Source organism: Stenotrophomonas sp. TD3 (assembly GCF_001939825.1).
Classification (GTDB): Bacteria; Pseudomonadota; Gammaproteobacteria; order Xanthomonadales; family Xanthomonadaceae; genus Stenotrophomonas.
The window spans coordinates 48651-68624 of record NZ_MOYM01000003.1 but is presented as its reverse complement, the minus strand read 5'-3'; the positions used below and the strand labels follow the sequence as shown (position 1 = coordinate 68624).

General features: G+C 67.3%; 13 protein-coding genes. 2 read left to right on the top strand and 11 right to left on the bottom strand.

Annotated features, from left to right (window positions below):
- Positions 1 to 19: 19 nt before the first annotated feature.
- The 8 genes from BKE09_RS19625 to ligA all read right to left on the bottom strand — a co-directional run bounded on the left by BKE09_RS19625 (position 20) and on the right by ligA (position 12770).
- Positions 20 to 1108, bottom strand: a complete 1089-nt coding sequence (locus BKE09_RS19625) for a lysozyme inhibitor LprI family protein (protein WP_075677439.1) — start codon at positions 1106 to 1108, stop codon at positions 20 to 22.
- Between the two features lie 125 nt (positions 1109 to 1233).
- Positions 1234 to 3762 carry a membrane-bound PQQ-dependent dehydrogenase, glucose/quinate/shikimate family gene (locus BKE09_RS19620; RefSeq protein ID WP_075677437.1) on the bottom strand — a complete coding sequence of 843 codons (2529 nt, stop codon included), beginning with the start codon at positions 3760 to 3762 and terminating at the stop codon, positions 1234 to 1236.
- A gap of 131 nt (positions 3763 to 3893) precedes the next feature.
- Positions 3894 to 6614, bottom strand: coding sequence for a DNA gyrase subunit A (gene gyrA / locus BKE09_RS19615; RefSeq protein ID WP_014037724.1), 2721 nt, complete (start codon positions 6612 to 6614; stop codon positions 3894 to 3896).
- Between the two features lie 217 nt (positions 6615 to 6831).
- Positions 6832 to 7896, bottom strand: a complete 1065-nt coding sequence (mtnA, locus tag BKE09_RS19610) for an S-methyl-5-thioribose-1-phosphate isomerase (protein ID WP_075677435.1) — start codon at positions 7894 to 7896, stop codon at positions 6832 to 6834.
- Positions 7897 to 7943: 47 nt separating this feature from the next.
- Positions 7944 to 8672: a DUF3011 domain-containing protein gene (locus BKE09_RS19605; protein ID WP_075677433.1), complete on the bottom strand. Its 729-nt coding sequence runs from the start codon at positions 8670 to 8672 to the stop codon at positions 7944 to 7946.
- Between the two features lie 138 nt (positions 8673 to 8810).
- On the bottom strand, positions 8811 to 9767 hold the full coding sequence (epmA, locus tag BKE09_RS19600; protein WP_075677431.1) for an EF-P lysine aminoacylase EpmA: 957 nt from the start codon (positions 9765 to 9767) through the stop codon (positions 8811 to 8813).
- Positions 9764 to 10249 (bottom strand): GNAT family N-acetyltransferase, encoded by a 486-nt coding sequence (locus tag BKE09_RS19595; RefSeq protein ID WP_014037728.1) that lies wholly within the window; start codon positions 10247 to 10249, stop codon positions 9764 to 9766. The genes epmA and BKE09_RS19595 overlap by 4 nt, the downstream gene beginning before the upstream one ends.
- A gap of 49 nt (positions 10250 to 10298) precedes the next feature.
- Positions 10299 to 12770, bottom strand: coding sequence for an NAD-dependent DNA ligase LigA (gene ligA, locus BKE09_RS19590; RefSeq protein ID WP_170871785.1), 2472 nt, complete (start codon positions 12768 to 12770; stop codon positions 10299 to 10301).
- A 228-nt stretch (positions 12771 to 12998) separates the two neighbouring features.
- Here ligA and BKE09_RS19585 point away from each other — a divergent pair, with 228 nt between their 5' ends.
- Entirely contained in the window at positions 12999 to 14123 is a 1125-nt protein-coding gene (locus BKE09_RS19585; protein ID WP_075677427.1) for a pyridoxal phosphate-dependent aminotransferase, read from the top strand.
- Between the two features lie 125 nt (positions 14124 to 14248).
- A complete protein-coding gene (locus tag BKE09_RS19580; RefSeq protein ID WP_014037731.1) occupies positions 14249 to 14695 on the top strand; it encodes a transposase in 447 nt (148 codons plus the stop codon).
- Positions 14696 to 14882: 187 nt separating this feature from the next.
- On the opposite strand, the gene zipA is transcribed toward BKE09_RS19580, so the two are convergent.
- The 3 genes from zipA to rplI all read right to left on the bottom strand — a co-directional run bounded on the left by zipA (position 14883) and on the right by rplI (position 19879).
- On the bottom strand, positions 14883 to 15620 hold the full coding sequence (gene zipA, locus BKE09_RS19575; protein WP_075677425.1) for a cell division protein ZipA: 738 nt from the start codon (positions 15618 to 15620) through the stop codon (positions 14883 to 14885).
- A gap of 46 nt (positions 15621 to 15666) precedes the next feature.
- Positions 15667 to 19170, bottom strand: coding sequence for a chromosome segregation protein SMC (gene smc / locus BKE09_RS19570; protein ID WP_075677423.1), 3504 nt, complete (start codon positions 19168 to 19170; stop codon positions 15667 to 15669).
- A 259-nt stretch (positions 19171 to 19429) separates the two neighbouring features.
- On the bottom strand, positions 19430 to 19879 hold the full coding sequence (gene rplI, locus BKE09_RS19565; protein WP_014037734.1) for a 50S ribosomal protein L9: 450 nt from the start codon (positions 19877 to 19879) through the stop codon (positions 19430 to 19432).
- Between the last annotated feature and the right edge of the window lie 95 nt (positions 19880 to 19974).

The window sequence follows — 19974 nt, the reverse complement described above, 5'->3', positions numbered from 1 at the left end:
CCGTTCGTCAGGGGACGGCCTACTTCAGCAGGTCCGATTCGGTAGGGGCCTCGCCCCTGCAGGTGTCATAGCGGCGCTGCAGCAGCGTGCGTGGCTCGGTTCCGCGCAGCTGGATGACCTTGTCCTCGCGCTCGCACGGGCTGACCTTCGCGCGCAGCACGAACCGCCCATTGTCGATATGGTCGATGTCGCGCCCGCCGATGGCCGCTTCCAATGCCTTGGCACGCACATAGCGGTTGCCCTTGGCGTCGAACAGGTAGAACGCATGCACTGGAACGTTGTAGACACCGTTGTTGTCCTGCCACACCTGCAGGTCCGGCACGCCATCGCCATTGAAATCCGAAACGGTCAGCAGCACGGCCGCCGCACCCTGGGCATCGGCGCCAGCGCGGGTCAGGCGCGGCTGCACGCCCGTGACCGCCACGTTGCGCCCGCCACGGGTCACGCCCATGCTCCGCACCCGGCAGGTCGTCACGTTGTCGGTGCCGCCGCAGTCGGCCACCTGGAAGACCACCTGCAATGCAGGCGTGATCCTGCCCTCGCCGGGCCGCAGGACGATCCTGCCCTGTTTGTCGGGCGCGGCATCGGCGGTATGCACAGCGGCCTGCGCCGGCGCCGGAGCCGCCTTGGCTTCCGCCACCAGCGCCGCCGCACCGCCGCCCTGCAACTGGCGGGCACGCAGCAGGGTCATATGCGTGCGGCACTGCTGTGCATCCAGCTGGGCAACGGCCGTGCCACCCTCCGGGCAGCGGCTGTCGCGCTGGCGCAGCCATTGCCGCTGCAGGTCGCGCAGCACCTGCTGGTCACTGGCCGTCAGCGCGGAGCGCGCCGCGCTGTAGGCGGCGTTGAGCGCATCGTCGTGCACCTTGAATTCAGCGTCGGCACAACGACGCCGGGCGTCCAGCGCGTTGCCCGCGGCCGCCATGCAGGGCGCATGGGCGGGGCTCAGATAGCGCGCATCGCCGGCGATCAGTTCGGCACCGCTGGGTACCTTGCGTACGGTGGGCTGGGGTGACGCCTGCGCGCTTGCCCCCAGGCACGGGCCAAGCAGAAGCAGTCCTGCCAGCAACCGGGTGGCGCGCCCCGGCAGGCGTTCAGAGTTCAGCATGCGATTCCTTCCCTGGGGGCTTTGACCGGCCCCGTCCTGTTCCGATGATGGATGCTGCCCGCTCGCCAGCGCAACTTCAGCGACAGCGATCACAGCCCCGCATGCCGTGTTCAGGCCGGCAGCCGCTATTTCGGCAGGGCGAAGGCCATCACGTAATCGCCGTTCGGGGTTTCCATGAAATGGTGGCCGCCAGCCATGATCACCACGTACTGGCGCCCGCCCTGCGCGTATATCATCGGCGTGGCCTGGCCGCCGGCAGGCAACGTGGCGTGCCACAGCTCCTTGCCGGTCTTCAGGTCGATGGCACGCAGCAGGTCATCGGTCGCGGCGGCGATGAAGATCAGTCCGCTGGCAGTCACCACCGAACCGCCATTGTTCGGCGTGCCGATCTCGATCGGCAGGCCGGACCGGATGCCGAACGGCCCATTGCCGCGCGCACTGCCGAACGGCCGATCCCATAGCAGCTTGCCGGTGCGCAGATCGATGGCACGGATGCCGCCATAGGGCGGCTGCTTGCACAGCAGACCGGTGAACGGCAGGCGCCAACCGGCATTCACCTGGATGGCGTAGGGCGTGCCCACCTGTGGGTCGCCCGCGCCCTCAGCGCCGCCCTTGTCGAACCGGATCTTCTCGCGTGGCAACCAGCCCAGCCGGTCGGCCTCGGCACGTGGCACCAGCCGGTTGTAGTTGGGCATGTCGTTGTAGTTGGCCACGATCACGCCACGGCGCGTATCGATGGACACGCTGCCCCAATCCGAACCGCCGTTGTAGCCGGGGTACTCGATGGAATGGCGATCACTGCTCGGCGGTGTGTAGAAGCCTTCGTAATAGGCCTTGCGGAACTGGATGCGGCAGATCAGCTGGTCGATCGGGGTGATGCCCCACATGTCGCGCTCGGTCAGGTCATGCTGGCGGCGCAGCGTGTGGTACAGCGAGAACAGCTGCGTGGGTGAGCGCTGTTCCGGTTCGACACCGCCGACCGGCACCTTGCGCTCTTCGGCGGCGGTCAGCAGCTGGCCGTTGCGGCGGTCGAGGATGTAGAGATCACCCTGCTTGGTCGGCAGCAGGAGCGCCGGCACCTTGCCCGCCGCCGTCGGGTAGTCGATCAGGCTGGCCTGCGAACCCAGGTCGTAATCCCACACATCCTTGCGCACGGCCTGGAAATGCCAGGCCGGCTTGCCGGTGGCCACGTCGATCGCCACCAGCGACGTCGCATAGCGGTTCTGGTTTTCCGTACGTGAGCCACTCCAGTAATCGCCCGCGGAATTGCCCAGCGGCAGATAGACCAGCCCCAGCGCCTCATCGCCGGTCGCGGTGGTCCACATGTTCGGCGTGCCGCGCGTGTAGGTCTGCTCATGCGGCGGCAGGCCGCTGCGCTCGGGCTGGTCCATGTCCCACGCCCAGCGCAGCTTGCCGGTGATCGCGTCGTAGGCCTGGATCACGCCCGATGGCGCATCGCGGCGCTGTCCATCAAGCACCTGGTGGCCGGTGACGATCACCCCGCGCACGATGGCCGGTGGCGAGGTGATCGACACGTATCCAGGGGGCACCTCCCCCATGCCCAGGGTGATGTCGACCTGGCCGTTGTTGCCGAAATTCGCGCACGGACGGCCGCTGTCCGCATCCACCGCGATGATGCGCCCGTCCAGTGTGCCTTCGATGATGCGCGCCCAGCACGCCGGGCGACTGCCCGGTACAGCGCTGCGGGTGGCACTGGGCGGCGGTTCCGGCAACGCCAGATCAGCAGCGACATCGGCCAATGCCGCATCGGCGAAGGTCGGCGTGGCCGGCTGCTCGTAGTAGCTCACGCCGCGGCAGGCGGCGGTGTACGGAATCGAAGCGTCCTTCACCTTCGGGTCGAACCGCCACACTTCCTTGCCGCTGGCCGCATCAAGTGCGATCAGGCGGTTGCGGGCGGTGCACAGGTACAGGCGGTCGCCGATCTTCAGCGGCGTGGTTTCCGCACCCCAGCGCTTCTTCGGCATATCGCCGGTGCGGAACTGCCAGGCCGGCTGCAGCGTGGCCACGTTGGCCGGGGTGATCTGCTGCAGCGGCGAATAGCGGGTGGCGGCATTGCTGCGGCCCCACGCAGGCCAGTCCCCCTCGGCCGGCTGGTCAGCAGGCTGCAGGCCGGTGGTGTCACGCGTGGGTTCCAGCCCGGCGCTGGCCGCGCCTTCCGGGAACGGCTGGTGCCCATCCACTTCGCCGTGCGGCGCGAACGCCAATCCGAAGGCAGCGACGAACACCAGCATCAGCACGCCGGCCACGCTGCGCGACAGGCGCCTGGAGACCGGTTGGTGGAGGGTGGGCGCCAGCAGCGCCAGCACGATGCCAAGCGCGGTCACCAGCCCGAGCCGCGGTACCCAGCGCCAGTAGTCGCTGCCCGATTCCCACCAGGTCCACAGCAGCGTGCCGATGAACACCAGCGCGTACAGCAGCGCGCCACTGCGGCGATTGCCGAACAACAGGATGCCACTGGCCAGCAGGCCGGCCCCGGCGATGGCGTAGTACGCCGAGCCGCCCAGGCTGAGCAGCCACGCGCCGAGCCCGCCGATGACCAGGCCGAGCACGACCAGCAGCAGCGACAGCACGGTGACCAGGGGATGCCGGAAGGCGCGGACGGGAGCAGGAGCAGACGGCGGCGTGGCGGACATCGTCGATCTCCGGGGGCAGCATGCGCCGTTATCCCACCGCCGACGTGAAGCGCGCGCGTATGTGCGGCATCCGGATACGACGACGCCGGCACAGGGCCGGCGTCGTCGGGTACCTCAGGCTCGCGGCAGGATCACTCCTGTGCGGCGTCCTCGCTGCTGGCAGCCGCCGGGGCGCCATCGGTCGTGGTCGTGGCCGGGGCGGCCACTGCCACCTCGTCCTCGTCCTCGTCGATCGAGGCGTCCATGCGCTCCACCGCCTGCAGCTTCTCGTCCTTGGACAGGCGGATCAGGGTCACGCCCTGGGTGTTGCGGCCGACGCGGCTGATTTCCGAGCCACGCGTACGCACCAGGGTGCCGCCATCGGAGATCAGCAGGACTTCGTCGCCCGACCCCATCAGCACTGCGGCGACCAGCTTGCCGTTGCGCTCGGTGGTCTGGATGCCGATCACGCCCTGCGTACCACGACCCTTGCGCGGGTAGTCCGGCAGCGGGGTGCGCTTGCCGTAGCCGTTCTCGGTGGCGGTGAGGATGTACTGCACGCTGGCGTCATCGGCGCCGTCGATCACCGCATCGCCATTGGCGACGGCTTCCTCGACACCGTTGTCGTCCTCGTTCTCGTCCTCGATGCCACCGGCACTTTCGGCCACGATCAGGCTGACCACTTCCTCGCCGGCCGGCATCTTGATGCCGCGCACGCCGGTGGCGGTACGGCCCATCGAGCGGACCTTGTCTTCACCGAAGCGCACGGTCTTGCCGTTGGAGGCGAACAGCAGGATGTCACGCTCGCCATCGGTCAGGCCAACACCGACCAGGGCATCGCCCTCGTCGAGGTTGATCGCGATCTTGCCGCGGGCCAGGCGGAAGGCGAACTCGCTCAGCGGGGTCTTCTTGACCGTACCGTTCTTGGTGGCGAAGAACACGAACTGGCCGTCGGCGTACTCACGCACCGGCAGCACGGCCTGCACGCGTTCGCCGGGTTCCAGCGGGATCCAGTTGATGATCGGACGACCGCGGGCGTTGGAACCGGCTTCGGGCAGCTGGTAGACCGGCAGCCAGAACACCTTGCCCGAGCTGGTGAAGGTCAGCAGCGTGTCGTGCGTGTTGACCAGCCACAGCTGTTCGATGAAATCCTCTTCCTTGGTCGCCGCCGCACTGCGGCCACGGCCACCACGGCGCTGTGCGCGGTACACGCTCACCGGCTGCCGCTTCACGTAACCGGCATGCGACACGGTGACCACCACGTCTTCCGGCGCGATCAGGTCGAGGATGTCCAGGTCTTCTTCGCTGTGGCGGATTTCGGTACGACGTTCGTCGCCGAATTCGGCCTTGACGTTGACCAGCTCCTCGCGGATCACCTGCAGCAGGCGGTCGGGATCTTCCAGGATGTGGATCAGCCCGGCGATCACTTCCAGCAGCTGCTTGTACTCGTCGGTCAGGCGGTCCTGCTCCAGCCCGGTCAGGCGGTGCAGGCGCATTTCCAGGATCTGGGTGGCCTGGATCTCGGTCAGCTGGTAGCCGCCCTCGATCAGGCCCACGCCCTTGGGCAGGTCTTCCGGACGCGAGGCTTCGGCACCAGCCGCACCCAGCATCGCACCGACCAGGCCCGGCTCCCACACGCGTGCCAGCATGCGCTCGCGGGCTTCGTTCGGGTTCGGCGAGGTCTTGATCAGTTCGATCATCTCGTCGATGTTGGCCAGCGCAACGGTCAGGCCTTCCAGCACGTGGGCACGGGCGCGCGCCTTGCGCAGCTCGAACACGGTGCGGCGGGTGACCACTTCGCGACGGTGGCGGACGAACGCCTCCAGCATCTGCTTGAGGTTCATCAACTGCGGGCGGCCATCGACCAGCGCCACCATGTTGATGCCAAACACCGATTCCATCTGGGTCTGCTGGTACAGGTTGTTCAGCACAACCTCGGCAGATTCACCGCGCTTGATCTCGATGTAGATGCGCATGCCGTCCTTGTCGGACTCATCGCGCAGCTCGCTGATGCCTTCGATCTTCTTTTCCTTGACCAGCTCGGCGATCTTCTCGATCAGACGCGCCTTGTTCACCTGGTAAGGAATTTCAGTGACGATGATCGATTCGCGGCCGTTGTCGGCCACTTCGATATCGGCCTTGGCACGGATGCGCACGCGGCCACGGCCGGTGCGGTAGCCGGCGACGATGCCGGCGGTGCCATTGATGATGCCGGCAGTCGGGAAGTCCGGGCCCGGGATGTATTCCATCAGGCCGTCGACATCGATGTCCGGGTTGTCGATCAGCGCGATGCAGGCGTTGATCGATTCGCTCAGGTTGTGCGGCGGGATGTTGGTCGCCATGCCCACCGCGATACCGGCCGAGCCATTGACCAGCAGGTTCGGGAACCGGGTCGGCATGACCGTCGGCTCCAGTTCCTTTTCATCGTAGTTGGGCTGGAAATCGACGGTTTCCTTGTCGATGTCCGCCATCAGCTCATGCGCCAGGCGCGACATGCGCGCCTCGGTGTATCGCATCGCTGCGGCGGAGTCGCCGTCGATCGAACCGAAGTTACCCTGGCCGTCGACCAGCATGTAGCGCAGCGAGAACGGCTGTGCCAGACGCACCAGCGTGTCGTACACCGACTGATCGCCATGCGGGTGGTACTTACCGATGACGTCACCGACGATACGCGCCGACTTGAAGTAGGGCTTGTTGCTGTGCGCGTTGAGTTCGTTCATCGCGTACAGCACGCGGCGATGCACCGGCTTGAGGCCGTCGCGCGCATCCGGCAGCGCGCGGCCCACGATCACGCTCATGGCGTAATCAAGGTAGCTCTTGCGCATCTCGTCTTCCAGGTTGACCTGGATGATTTCCTTGGCGGTTTCTGCCATTCGGGTTCCGTTGTCTGGTAGCGGTCCAGTCCGGCGCAGCCCTCTGCGGGAGGGGGTCGTGCCGGAACCTCGATTCAACCTGTGGATACTACCACAACAGGCCGTTTTCCGCCTCCCTTTACGGGGATTTTACCGGCACAAATCAGGAACTTAGGGGGTTGCCGGCCAGCGGCCGGCACTACCGGGGGCGGAGGTCACGCCGCCCCTCCCCTGCGCTTCAACCGCCGAAGGCGGCGCGCATGTTCTCGGCGGTCGGGTTCAGGATGACCCCGCGCTCGGTCACGATGGCGTCGATCAGCTCGCCCGGGGTGACGTCGAACACCGGGTTCCAGGCGGCAATGCCCTCGGCGACGGTACGGGTGCCACCCACGCCGTACAGCTCACCCGGGTCGCGCTGCTCGATCTCGATCTGGCTGCCGTCCACGGTCTCCATGTCCACGGTCGAGGACGGCGCCACCACCATGAACCTGACACCGTGGTGGCGGGCGGCGATGGCCAGCTGGTAGGTGCCGATCTTGTTGGCGGTATCGCCATTGGCGCAGATGCGGTCCGCGCCCACGATCACCCACTGCACGGCGCCGGTCTTCATCAGGTGCGAGGCAGCCGAATCGGCGATCAGGGTGGCATCGATGCCATCCTGCTGCAGCTCCCACACGGTCAGGCGTGCACCCTGCAGCCACGGCCGGGTCTCGCCGGCGAACACGCGGGCGATGCGGTGCTGGGCCATGCCGGCGCGGATCACGCCCAGCGCGGTACCGAAGCCTGCAGTGGCCAGCGAGCCGGTATTGCAGTGGGTCAGCACGCCACTGCCGGCCTCGATCAGGCCTGCGCCCAGTGCGCCCATGTGGCGGTTGGCGGCCAGGTCTTCCTCGGCGATGGCCTGCGCTTCCGATTCCAGCAACGCCTTCCAATCGGCGCCAGCGGCGTTCAGGCAACGGCGCATGCGTGCCAGCGCCCAGGCCAGGTTGACCGCAGTCGGGCGCGATGCGTTGAGGCGCTGCAGGGCCGGTTCCAGCTGCTGCAGGGCGTGCGCACCGTCTGCGGCCTGCACCTCGCGTGCGGCCAGCACCACGCCCCAGGCTGCAGCAATGCCGATCGCCGGCGCGCCACGCACGGTCAGCGCGTGGATGGCGCTGGCAACCTCGTCGCTGTCATGACAGACCACGTGCTCGACCACGAACGGCAGCTTGCGCTGGTCCAGCAGTTGCAGGGCATCGCCGGTCCACAGGATCGGGCGGATGTGGTCGTAACGGGCGTAGTCGATGTCAGGGGCAGTGTTCATGGCCCCATTGTAGGGCCACGCCCCGCAGGGTTGGAGCCTGCCCGGGCTCAATTCACCGAGAATTCGGCGCGGCAGCCGCCGTCCACCCAGATCCCGTTGCGGTTCCAGCCCCAGGTGCTGCCTTCCTCGCAGGGCGTGCTGGACAGCTGCTCGGAGACCACGGCACCAACCGAGATGCTGGCACCGCAGAAGCGCCGCTTCTTCGACTTCGATTCGCAGGTCAGGCGGCGCGGCATGTCGACGAAGCGGCCATCATCATCGGCCACCTCGAAGTCGCCCTGGCAGCCACGACTGGTCCAGACTTCATTGCGCTTGTAGCCCCAACCCTGCCCTTCGCGGCACGGCAGCACCGACAACTGGCGCAGCAGGCGCACCGGCGCGCCATCGAGTCGTACCGGGCAACTCTGCGGGCGGCCATTGGATTCACAGCGCACCACGCGGCGCACCAGGCGCTTGCCTTCGCTCGCTGCCGGTGCGGCACCCGCGGCACGGCGCGCGCGGAACTCGGCACGACAGCCCAGGGTGACCCACACGCCGCTGCGGTCGGTGCCCCACTCGCTGCCACGGATGCAGCTGTTGCTGGACAGCTGGCGCACCAGATCGACGCCGTTGGCGACCTCGATATCGCAGTGCACCCAGCCCATGTCGCGTGATTCGCAGGTCACCACTTCGTCGTCGTAGCCCACCTGCTGGGCCGACGCCGGCGACGGCAGCCAGGCACCCCAGAGCGCAATGGAGTACACCGGTGCAGCGACAACCGCGAACCACTTGACCAAAGCCTTCCCCAGCAGGAATGGATGAACTGCATGCCAGTGTCCGGCATTGGCCGTGATAAGAGCATCATCCTGCTTACCGACGCAAGCGCACAGAACCCGCGTTTCGTTCAGCCTGCGATGTTCAGCAACACGCGAGCGTCACGCGTGGGCGAAGTCATAGGCCAGCACGTCGGCGATGCGCGGCGTGCGGTTCATCGCCATCAGCAGCCTGTCCACGCCCACCGCCACACCCGCGCAGGCCGGCATCGAGGGCAGCGCAGCCAGCAATGCTTCGTCCAGCGCCGGCTGCACCTGGCCGCGTTCGTGTCGGCGCTGCAGGTCACGCTGGAAGCGCGTGCGCTGCTCCTGCGCGTCGTTCAGTTCGTGATAGCCGTTGGCCAGCTCCACCGCGCCCAGATACAGCTCGAAACGCTCGGCCAGCGGCGGCGTGCCGGCACGGATGCGGGCCAGCGCGGCCTGGCTGGCCGGCCAGTCATGTACCACGGTCATGACCGCGTCATCGAACTGCGGCTGGATGTGGTGGGTCATCAACAGATCCAGCCAGTCATCACGGGTCAACCCGACCGGGTCGATGTGCACGTCGCCAAGCGCAACGCGCAGCGCGGCTTCGTCGGCCTCGAACGGGTCCACGCCCACATGCTGCTGGAACAGCTCGCGGTAACTCAGCACACGCAGCATTGCACGGCGTCCGACCAGGGCCAGCGCCTGGCCGACCAGCTCGGCGGTCTCCTGCACCAACCGGTGGTGGTCCCAGCCGACCCGGTACCACTCCAGCATGGTGAATTCCGGGTTGTGGCGACCACCCGCTTCGCCGTTCCGGAACACCCGCCCCAGCTCGTAGCAGTCGCCGACGCCGGCCGCCAGCAGGCGCTTGAGCGGATACTCCGGCGAAGTGCGCAGCCACCGACGACGGCCACCGGCATCGACATGGCCGGTGAAATCGGTATGGAAGCTGTCGATGTTCGGTTCGGTGTTGCCTGCCACCGACAGGATCGGCGTTTCCACCTCCAGCACGTCGCGATCGGCGAAGAAGCGGCGTACCAGCGCATTGAGCGCGGCACGCTGCTGCAGCGCGCGCAGCAGGGCCTCGCTCACAGGATGCCCTCCGGGCGCGGATGGTCGAGCGGCAGGGTCAGCAGATCGCGCGTGTCGTCGATGTAGCCGCTGGCCAGGTACAGGCGGCGGGCCAGTTCGTTGTGGTGGTTCACTTCCAGGCGCAGGCGGCTGACGCCACGCCCGCGAGCGCGTTGTTCACAGATGGCCAGCGCCTGCTTGCCGCGACCACGACCGCGCGCGCGATGGCTCAGGTACAGCTCGTCCAGCAGCATGAAATGGCCGCCCTGCTCCAGGCTGAAGCCCATCGCGATCACCGCGTAGCCAACCACCTCGCCCGCCTCGTCCAGCCACAGCAGCACTTCGCCATTGCGCGGATCGGCCAGCAGCGCGTCCACGCCGCGACGCACGCGCGCGTCATCGAAGTCGATCCTGTCTTCAGCGTAGAACTCACGCATCAGCTCGATCAACAGTTCTTCGTCGGCACGGGTGGCCAGGCGGAAATCCAGCGGGGCGGTCTGCATCGGTGTTCCTCTGTGTTTCATGCCGGGCGCCAGGCACCCGGCGGGGTCATCATTCGTGTTCGGTGAGGTAGGCCAGCAGGCGGTCTTCGTCCCATACCGGCACGCCCAGCGATTGCGCCTTGTCCAGCTTGGAGCCGGCCTCGGTACCGGCCACCACGAAGCTGGTCTTCTTCGACACGCTGCCGGAGACCTTGGCACCCAGCGCTTCCAGGCGTTCCTTGGCGGCATCGCGGGTGAGCTGGGCCAGGGTGCCGGTCAGCACCACGGTCTGCCCATCCAGCGGGCCGGCCACGATCTCGGCCAGCGCCGGCGCCTTGGCCAGGATCTGCTGCATCGCCTTCTCGGCCGCCAGCAGCATCGCGCCGTGGCCATCGGCATCGAGCCACTCGGCCAATCCGCGCGCGGTGTCGTCCGGCAGGCCGGCGTTGACGAACTGGCCATGCTCGGCATCCAGCACCGCCTGAGCGCCCGGCAACGCAGCCACCAGCTTCTCCGCACGCAGGCGGGTAATGCCGGGGATTTCCGATTCGACCAGCAGTTGCGCCAGATCCAGGCCTTCGCGCAGCTTGGCGCTGGGCGCGTGCACATCGCTGATGCGCACCTGCCCGACCTGCAGCAGGTCATCGATGGCCTGCTGGTTGCCCTGCTGCTCGAAGAAATGGCCGAGAGAACGCGCCACTTCGCCACCGATGTCCGGCACGCGCTTGAACAACGGCCATGGCAGGTGGCGGATCAGCTCCAGGTCACCGAACCACTGCGCCAGCGCCTTGGCCGTGCTCTCGCCGACGTGCTCGATGCCAAGCGCGAACAGCAGGCGCTCCAGCGTGGCCGCGCGGCTGGCGTCGATTGCCGCGATCAGGTTGTCGGCCCATTTGGTGGCGATCTTCTTCGTATTCCATTCGAAACTGGCCGGCTGCGCCAGCGCCTGCGCGCGCCACGCCGGATCGTTGCCATCCAGCTTGAGCACCGCATTGAGCACCGCGCCGCTGCCTTCGGCCGGCAGGTGCAGCTTCAGCGCGGCGGCCAGTGCGGAAGGGTCCTCGGCATCCAGTACCAGCTTCAGGTGCAGCAGCTGGTCGCGGTTGAGCCGGTACAGATCGGCCACGCTCCTGACGATGCCGGCGTCGACCAGGGTTTCGATGTACTTGTCGCCGAGGCCGTCGATATCCATCGCACGACGCGAAGCGAAATGGGCAATCGCCTCCTTGCGCTGCGCCGGGCAGGACAGTTCGCCCGAACAGCGCCATGCGGCGGCACCTTCCTCACGCACGATTTCCGAGCCGCACACCGGGCAGCGCGTCGGCATCTGCCACGGCGTGGTGCCCTGCGGGCGGCGGTCGAGGATGACGCTGACCACTTCCGGGATCACGTCACCGGCACGGCGCACGATCACGCTGTCACCAACGCGCACATCGAGACGCGCGATCTGATCGGCGTTGTGCAGCGTGGCGTTGGATACGATCACGCCGGCCACAGCCACCGGCGCCAGCCGCGCAACCGGCGTGGCGGCACCGGTGCGGCCGATCTGGATCTCGATCGCCTCCACCGTAGTGCTCTGTTCCTGCGCCGGGAATTTGTGCGCGATGGCCCAGCGCGGCGCGCGCGAAACGAAACCCATCGCCTGCTGGCCGGCACGGTCATCCAGCTTGTACACCACGCCATCGATATCAAACGGCAGGCCATCGCGGCGCTCGCCGATGTCACGGTAGTAGCCCAGCAGGCCGTCGGTGCCTTCCACCACCTTGCACAACTCGCTGACCGGAAAGCCCCAGGCACCGAGCTGGGCCAGCGTGCCCGAATGGGTGTCCGGCAGCTCGCCGCCCTGCACTTCGCCGGTGCCGTAGGCGAAGAAACTCAGCCTGCGCTGCGCACTGATCTTCGGATCGAGCTGGCGCAGTGAACCGGCTGCCGCGTTGCGCGGGTTGGCCAGCACCTTGCCGCCCTGCTGGCGCGCACGCTCGTTGTAGGCCTCGAAGTCGGCGCGGGCCATGTAGACCTCGCCACGCACCTCCAGTACGTCTGGCCAGTCCTTGCCGTGCAGGCGCTTGGGAACATCGCCGATCTCACGCAGGTTGGCGGTCACGTCCTCGCCGGTACTGCCATCACCGCGGGTTGCGCCGAGTACGAAATGACCGTCCTCGTAGCGCAGGCTGATCGCCAGGCCGTCCATCTTCGGCTCGGCCGAGAACCGCAGGCTGCGACGGCCCAGGCGTTCATCGATGCGGCGCACGAAGTCGGCCACTTCCTCATCGCTGAAGGCATTGGACAGCGACAGCATCGGCACCGCGTGGCGCACTTCGGGGAAGCGGCCGGACGGGCGCGCACCGACCTGCTGGGTCGGGCTGTCGGCACGGGCCAGTTCCGGGTGCTCGCGCTCCAGCGCTTCCAGCTCGCGCACCATCCGGTCGTAGTCGACGTCGGGGATTTCCGGCGCGTCCAGCTCGTGGTAGGCGCGGTTGGCCTGGGCGATCTGCCGGCGAAGGTCTTCGGCGCGTTCGGCGGGGCTGGGGCTCATCGGGATCCGGTGGTTCTGGGATGGCCGGGGATTCTACCGCGCCCGGCCGTCAGGCCCTGTAACGCCGCCGCCTTTGTAGCGTCGAGCTTGCTCGACTGGCACTCCCCCGCTCTGGCAGGTGCCAACCTTGGTTGGCACATCTGTAGTCGAACATGGTTCGACTCCACGAAAAGCAGCTTGCCGCCCACCCCCACCAGCGCTAGCGTGAGACGGTTGCCCCTCGGAATCCCACCCGTGACCCTGCCTGCCTCCCGTCGACGCTTCCTGCAACTGGCCGGTGCCGGCCTCGCCGTCGCCAGCAGCGGCCTGCCGCAACTCGGCCAGGCCCAACCCGCGGCCGCCGTCGCCGCGCCCCCTGCCGAAGGCGCCGTACTACTGAACTTCAACGAATGCCCGTACGGCCCCTCCCCCGCTGCCCAGCAGGCGGCGCGCGACAGCATTGCCAGCTGCGGCCGCTACCGCTTCGCCCTGGCGGCACAGGTACGCGATGCCTTCATCGAGCAGGCCCGCATCCCGGCCGACCATGTGCGGCTCTATCCGGGCTCCAGCGAACCGCTGAACCGCGCCGCCACGTTATGGACCGGCCCGCAGGCGGGACTGGTGGTGGCCGACCCGACCTTCGAGACGCTCGGCGAGGTCGCCGCCGCACACGGGGCGCACGTACAGAAAGTGCCGCTGCGCGACGACGGCGCGCATGACCTGCGCGCAATGGTCGCCGCCGCGCATGCGCGCCCGACCGGGCTGCTGTACGTGTGCAATCCGAACAACCCGACCGGTTCGGTCAGCCCGCCGGATGAGCTCGCCTGGCTGCTGGCCCACAAGCCCGCTACCACCCGCGTGCTGGTCGACGAGGCCTACCTGCAGTACAGCGAGCAGCCCAGTCTGATCGAGCAGGTGACACAGCGCGACGATCTGATCGTGCTGCGCACGTTCTCCAAGCTGTACGGCATGGCCGGCCTGCGCCTGGGCCTGGCGGCCGCACATCCCGAGCGTCTGCGCGAGCTGGCCAGCCTGGGCGACAACCCGCTGCCGGTGCCCGCGCTGGCGGCGGCGCTGGCCAGCCTGCGCGACCCGCAGCTGATCCCGCAACGGCGCCTGCAGAATGCCTGGGTGCGCCAGGCCACCATTGCATGGCTGGGCAAGCGTGGTTTCAGCTGCCTGCCGTCGGAAGCGAACTGCTTCGTGGTCGACGTGCAACGCGACGGCAGCACGTTCGCGAAGGCGATGGCGGACAACGGTGTGGTGATCGGGCGCAGCTGGCCGATCTGGCCACAGCGCTTGCGCGTGACCGTCGGCAGCGAGGACGAGATGGCCGCGTTCCGCCGGGCGTTTGCAAAGGTCGCCGGCGTGCCGGTATAAGCCCCTCCGGGTGGGTGCCGACCTGGCCCCCTGTAGAGTCGAGCCATGCTCGACTGGGGCCTTCCCTACAAGCCTGACCGCACTCAAGCGATACCCAAGCTGCCTCGGCCAGCCAATGCTGAGGCATGCCCAGTCCACGTCTACTGAGAGGCCGTTGGTCGCAACTGCGGAACGTCTACGCGATCACCACCGTCACTCACCAGCGCCATCGGCACTTTGATGATCCACACCAGGCCGCCGTCGTTGTAGCGGGCCTGCAGTGGATTCAGCAGGAGGGTCGATGCCTTAACCTCGCATGGGCGGTCATGCCAGATCACGTGCATTGGTTGATGCAACTGCGCTCAGGAACCCTTGCCGCGTCGGTGCAGATGATGAAATCCCGCTGCAGCCGACTCATAGGCATCGACGGGCCACTCTGGCAGCGCGGTTACCATGATCACGCTGTGCGATGTGATGAATCCCTGAGAAACCAGGCTCTGTACATCGCAGCGAATCCTGTCCGCGCCGGGCTGGCGGCACAGCTCGGCGATCATCCGTTTGCCTGGTGCCGGTGGTTAGATCGATCGCCCTAGAGGCGAGTCAGGAATGGTCGACCCTGTAGAGTCGAGCCATGCTCGACTGGGGCTTACCCGGGGATCCGCAAGTCGAGCATGGCTCGACTCTACAGAAAGGCATTTATCAACAAAGGGCCCGGTCACGATGGCTTGGTCGGTCGCCCCAAGCTTGAGTCGAGCATGGCTCGACTCTACAGTTGGGCGCTTACCAGCGCGGGGTCTTGGTCAGCGGCGGGGCCTGGTGCTGGCGGTCGTAGGCGCGCAGCTCGTCACGGATGTGTGCGATGCGCTGGCGGCCCAGGGCGTTGCGGCTGTCATCCAGCACCACGCCATCCAGCAGTTCGGCCATGCGCTGCACGGTCGGCAGCATCTTTTCCCATGCATCCAGCGCGGTCAGCGGCGCCGGCAGGGTCAGGAAGAAGGCGATGGCCGGGGTTTCCATGGCACGGATGTTGGCCATGTCGAAGCTGCCTGGCTTCATGATGCTGGCCATCGAGAAGATCGGCCCGCGCTCGGGATGGCCTTCCACCAGACGGTGGAACACGTTCATGTGGCCGAACACCAGGCCGGTCTTCTCGGCCGCCACCACGATGTCTTCGCCGCGCAGCTGCTCGCCGGCCCGGGCGGCCACGAACAGCGAAACGATCTTGTCGAAATCCTGGGTGGCGCGCTTGCCGAGATCGCTGGCACCGGGGTCGGTATCGGCCAGGCCGAGTTCGGCCTGTTCGCCTTCCGTGCCCATGCCCGGTTCGACGCGGCCATCGGCCACGACAACGCCGTCCTCGCCCAGTACCGGTTCGCGGCGCTCGCCGCTGGTCGGTTCCGCGCCTTCCACGCGGCGCCCCTGGGGCTTCTTTTTCGGACGGCCAAACAGGAAGATCGCGGCGATCAACAGCAGGCCGGCGGCCAGGATGCCGATGCGCAACAGTGCCGTGTCGGACATTCGATAGGTTCTCCGGCTAGTTCATTCAGGTAACTAGGATGGCACGTCAGGCCGCGCCCGCCAATCGCGCGGCTTCTTCCAGGTCCACGCTGACCAGGCGGCTGACGCCCGGCTCGCGCATGGTCACGCCCGACAGCTGGTGCGCGGCCTCCATCGTCGCCTTGTTGTGGCTGACGAACAGGAACTGCACCTTCTCGCTCATTTCCTTGACCATGTTGGCCAGCCGGCCGACGTTGGCTTCGTCCAGCGGCGCGTCCACCTCGTCCAGCAGGCAGAACGGCGCGGGGTTCAGCTGGAAGATGGCGAACACCAGCGCCACCGCGGTCATCGCCTTCTCGCCGCCGGACAGCAGCGAGATGCTGGACACGCGCTTGCCCGGCGGGCGCGCCATGATGGTCACACCGGTGTCGAGCAGGTCTTCACCGGTCAGTTCCAGGTAGGCGTGGCCGCCACCGAACAGGCGCGGGTACAGCGCCTGCACGCCGGCGTTGACGCGGTCGAAGGTGTCCTTGAAGCGGCCGCGGGTCTCGCGGTCGATCTTGCGGATGGCATCCTCAAGGGTTTCCAGCGCCGTGGTCAGGTCGGTGTGCTGCGAATCCAGGTAGTCCGAACGCTGCGAGGCCTCGCCGTATTCGTGGATGGCGGCCAGGTTGACCGGCTCCAGCCGGCGCATGCGGCCATCGATCTGGTGCACGGCCTGCTCCCAGTCGCCCAGGCGGGCGTCCTCGGGCAGTGCGTTGAGCACGTCCTGCAGCACGAATCCGGCCTTCTCCACCGCGCCCTGCAGGGTGTCCGCGCTGAGCACCAGCGCCTGCTGGTCCAGCTTGCGCTGCGAAATACGCTCGCGCTGGGCCAGCGCCTGTTCGTCACGCTGGTGACGGGTCTGCTCGTAATTGCGCAGCTCGGCGTCGATGCCGTCCAGCAACGTGCGCGCTTCGGTCAGCACGCGATCAGCCCGCACGCGCTCTTCCAGTGCATTCTGGTGCTCGGCCTGCAGCGATTCGACCGGTGAATCACCTTCGTCAAGCTGCGAATGCAGTTCGCCCAGTCGCGAATCCAACTGCCCGCGCTGGGTACCCATGCGCTCCAACGCCTGGCTCAGTGAAGCCAGCTGCGCACGCTGCGATTCCAGGGTCAGGGCCAGCGAATGCGAGCGCTCGCGCACCGCACGTGCGGCGTCGCGGGCCAGGTCGCGGGCCTCGGTCAGCTGGCGGCGCTCTCCCTCCAGCCGCTGCCGGGTCGATTCCAGGTCACCCATGCTGCTGACCGCGTTCTCCAACCGCGAGCGCGCTTCACGCGCCTGCTCGTTGTTGGCTTCCAGCGTTTCCTGCAGCTGCTTCAGTTCGCCTTCGATGCGGTCGATGCGGGTACGCGCCGCTTCCACCTTGCCCTGCTGGCCCTGCAGCTGGCCAGCCAGCTCGGACACCGCACGGTGGGCCTGGTACAGCGCACGCTGCGCGTCTTCGCGCTGCTGTTCAGCCGCCTGCAACTGCTCGCGGAAACCACTCAGCTGTTCTTCCAGCTCGGCCTCGCGATCCTGCAGCTGCTCGATCTGCTCGCGCAGCTCGTTGATCTCGCGTTCGCGCAGCAGCGCGCCCTGCTGGGCTGCACCGGAGCGCGACACGCGCAGCCAGCCCTGGCCCAGGCGCTCGCCACTCTGGGTGATGATCGAATCGCCTTCCGGAAGGCTGGCCTGCAGGGCCTTCGCCTCGGACAGGTCCTTGGCTGCGTGCAGGTGCGCCAGCAGGCGACGGATCGCCGCCGGGCCGCGCACGCGTGCCGCCAGCGAAGTCGGTGCAGCCTTGACGTCGGCACCCGCGCTGGCAACCAGCGCAATGTGGCCATCGCCGAGTTCGCCGAGGGCATCAACGAGGCTGCCCGGGTCATCGACCAGCACGCCTTCGATCAACTGGCCAAGCGCGCTTTCCACCGCATTTTCCCAGCCGGCATCGACGTCCAGACGTTCGCCGACACGCGCCGCCGAATCCAGCCCGCGCGCCTTCAGCCACGCCACGGCAGCGCCCTGCTCCTGGCCCAGCGCAGCCTGCTGCAGGGTTTCCAGCGAAGCCAGGCGACCGCGCAGGCCGTTGGCCTGCTTGCGCAGTTCGGCCAGTTCGTTCTGGCCATTGCGCTGCTGTTCCTGCACTTCCGCCACGCCCTGCTTGCGCAGCTCGACGTCTTCGCTCAATTCATCCAGCGCGGTCTTCTGCGTGTCGTGCTGCAGGTGCAGCTGCTCGAAAGCTTCTTCCAGCGCGTCCACGTCCAGCCCGGCGCGCTCAGCGGCCAGGGCCTCGCGACGGCGGTCGGCATCGAGGATCTGCTTGTCCAGGTAGTCCACGCGCGTGCGCTCGACATCACCGGCGCGCGAGGCCTCCGAACTCTGCGAAGTGTGCTGTTCCCAGCGCTGCTGCCAGCTGGCCAGCCGGTCTTCGGCCTCGCGCAGGCTTTCCTGCTTTATCTCGTTTTCTTCCTGCAGCTCCTCCAGCTGCGGGGTGGCGGCCTCGACCGCTTCGCGCAGCACCATCAGCTTGGCCTCGTCACCGCTGATGTGCTGGCCCAGTTCGGCCAGTGCCTGGCGGGTTTCATCGCGTGCCTTGTGCAGGCGCTGCGACAGCTCGCGCTGGTGCTGGATCTGCTGTTCCAGGCGCGCCAGCGTGCTGCCGACCTGGTAGACCGCAGCCTGCGCGGTGTTGAGCGCGTCGGCGGCCTCTTCGCGTCGAACGCGCGAGGTCTCGATGCGGGCCTCGGCGTCACGCTGGTCGGCGATCAGCTGCTGCAGCTTCGTCTCTTCCTGCGACAGCCCTTCGCGCAGCTTGGACAGGCGACCGTCCAACCCGCGGAACTCCAGGGCCTTCCACTCGGCATCCTTGACCCGGCGCTCTTCCTGCAGGGCCTGGTACTGCTCGGCCTGCTTGGCCTGGCGCTTGAGGTGCTCGAGCTGCTTGCTGATCTCGTCGCGCAGGTCGCCCAGCCGGTCCAGGTTCTCGCGGGTGTGGCGGATGCGGGTCTCGGTCTCCTTGCGGCGCTCCTTGTACTTGGAGATGCCGGCCGCCTCTTCCAGGTACACGCGCAGGTCTTCCGGGCGCGCCTCGATGATCTGGCTGATCATGCCCTGCTCGATGATCGAGTAGCTGCGCGGGCCCAGGCCGGTGCCGAGGAACAGATCGGTGATGTCGCGGCGACGGCACTTGGTGCCGTTGAGGTAATAGTTGCTGGTGCCGTCGCGGCTGACCGTGCGCTTGACCGAGATCTCGTTGAACGAGGCGTACTCGCCCGAGATCGTGTGGTCCGAGTTGTCGAAGATCAGCTCGACGGTGGCCTGCGAGACCGGCTTGCGGGCATTGGAACCGGAGAAGATCACGTCGGTCAGCGAGTCGCCACGCAGACGGCTGGCCGAACTCTCGCCCATGACCCAGCGCACGGCGTCGATGATGTTCGACTTGCCGCAGCCATTGGGCCCCACCACGCCGGTCATGTTGGTCGGCAGGTGCAGGGTGGTCGGATCGACGAACGACTTGAAGCCGGACAGCTTGATCGTGGAAAGACGCATAGGGGTTCCGGACTGGGGCCGGCAAGCGGCCTGCGTTTACCCTCCAAGTCATTGATCCTGCTGGGATCGATGCCCGTGGAACGGGTGTGACGCCCTGAGTATACCGATGTGGCCGTGTTCTACGAATGGGCGTGGAACATTGTCCAGCCCCACCCCGCCGGCCGGACGTGGCCCGACGCCACGAAACGGAGCCATAAAACAAAACGGGCACCCTTGCGGGCGCCCGTTCTGCGGTGATGCCAGGCCTTGCGGCGCGGGATCAGGCTTCGGCGACGACGACGACCTTGACGGTGGTCTCGACGTCGGCGTGCAGGTGGACCAGCACGTCGTATTCGCCGATGTTGCGGAAGGCGCCTTCGCCCAGGATGACTTCGCTCTTGCTGACCGGCAGGCCGGCAGCGGTGAAGGCATCGGCGATTTCGCGGGCGCCGACCGAGCCGTACAGCTTGCCTTCGGTCGAAGCGTTGGCCGGGATGGTCACGCTCGCGCCTTCCAGCTTGGCCTTGCGGGCGTCAGCGTCGGCGTGGATGGCCTGGGCCTTGGCTTCGTATTCGGCGCGCTTGGCTTCGAACTCGGCCTTGTTGCTCTCGGTGGCCGGAACGGCCTTGCCCTGCGGCACGAGGAAGTTACGGCCGTAGCCCGGCTTCACGTCGACCAGGTCGCCCAGGTTGCCGAGGTTGGTGACTTTCTGCAGGAGGATCAGCTGCATGGTATTGCTCCAGATGAGTTATTCGTTAGCGAGGCGATGCCCCGCAACAAAGGCTGTCCGAATAGCTGGCGCAGCGGGGGCGGCACCAGGCCGCC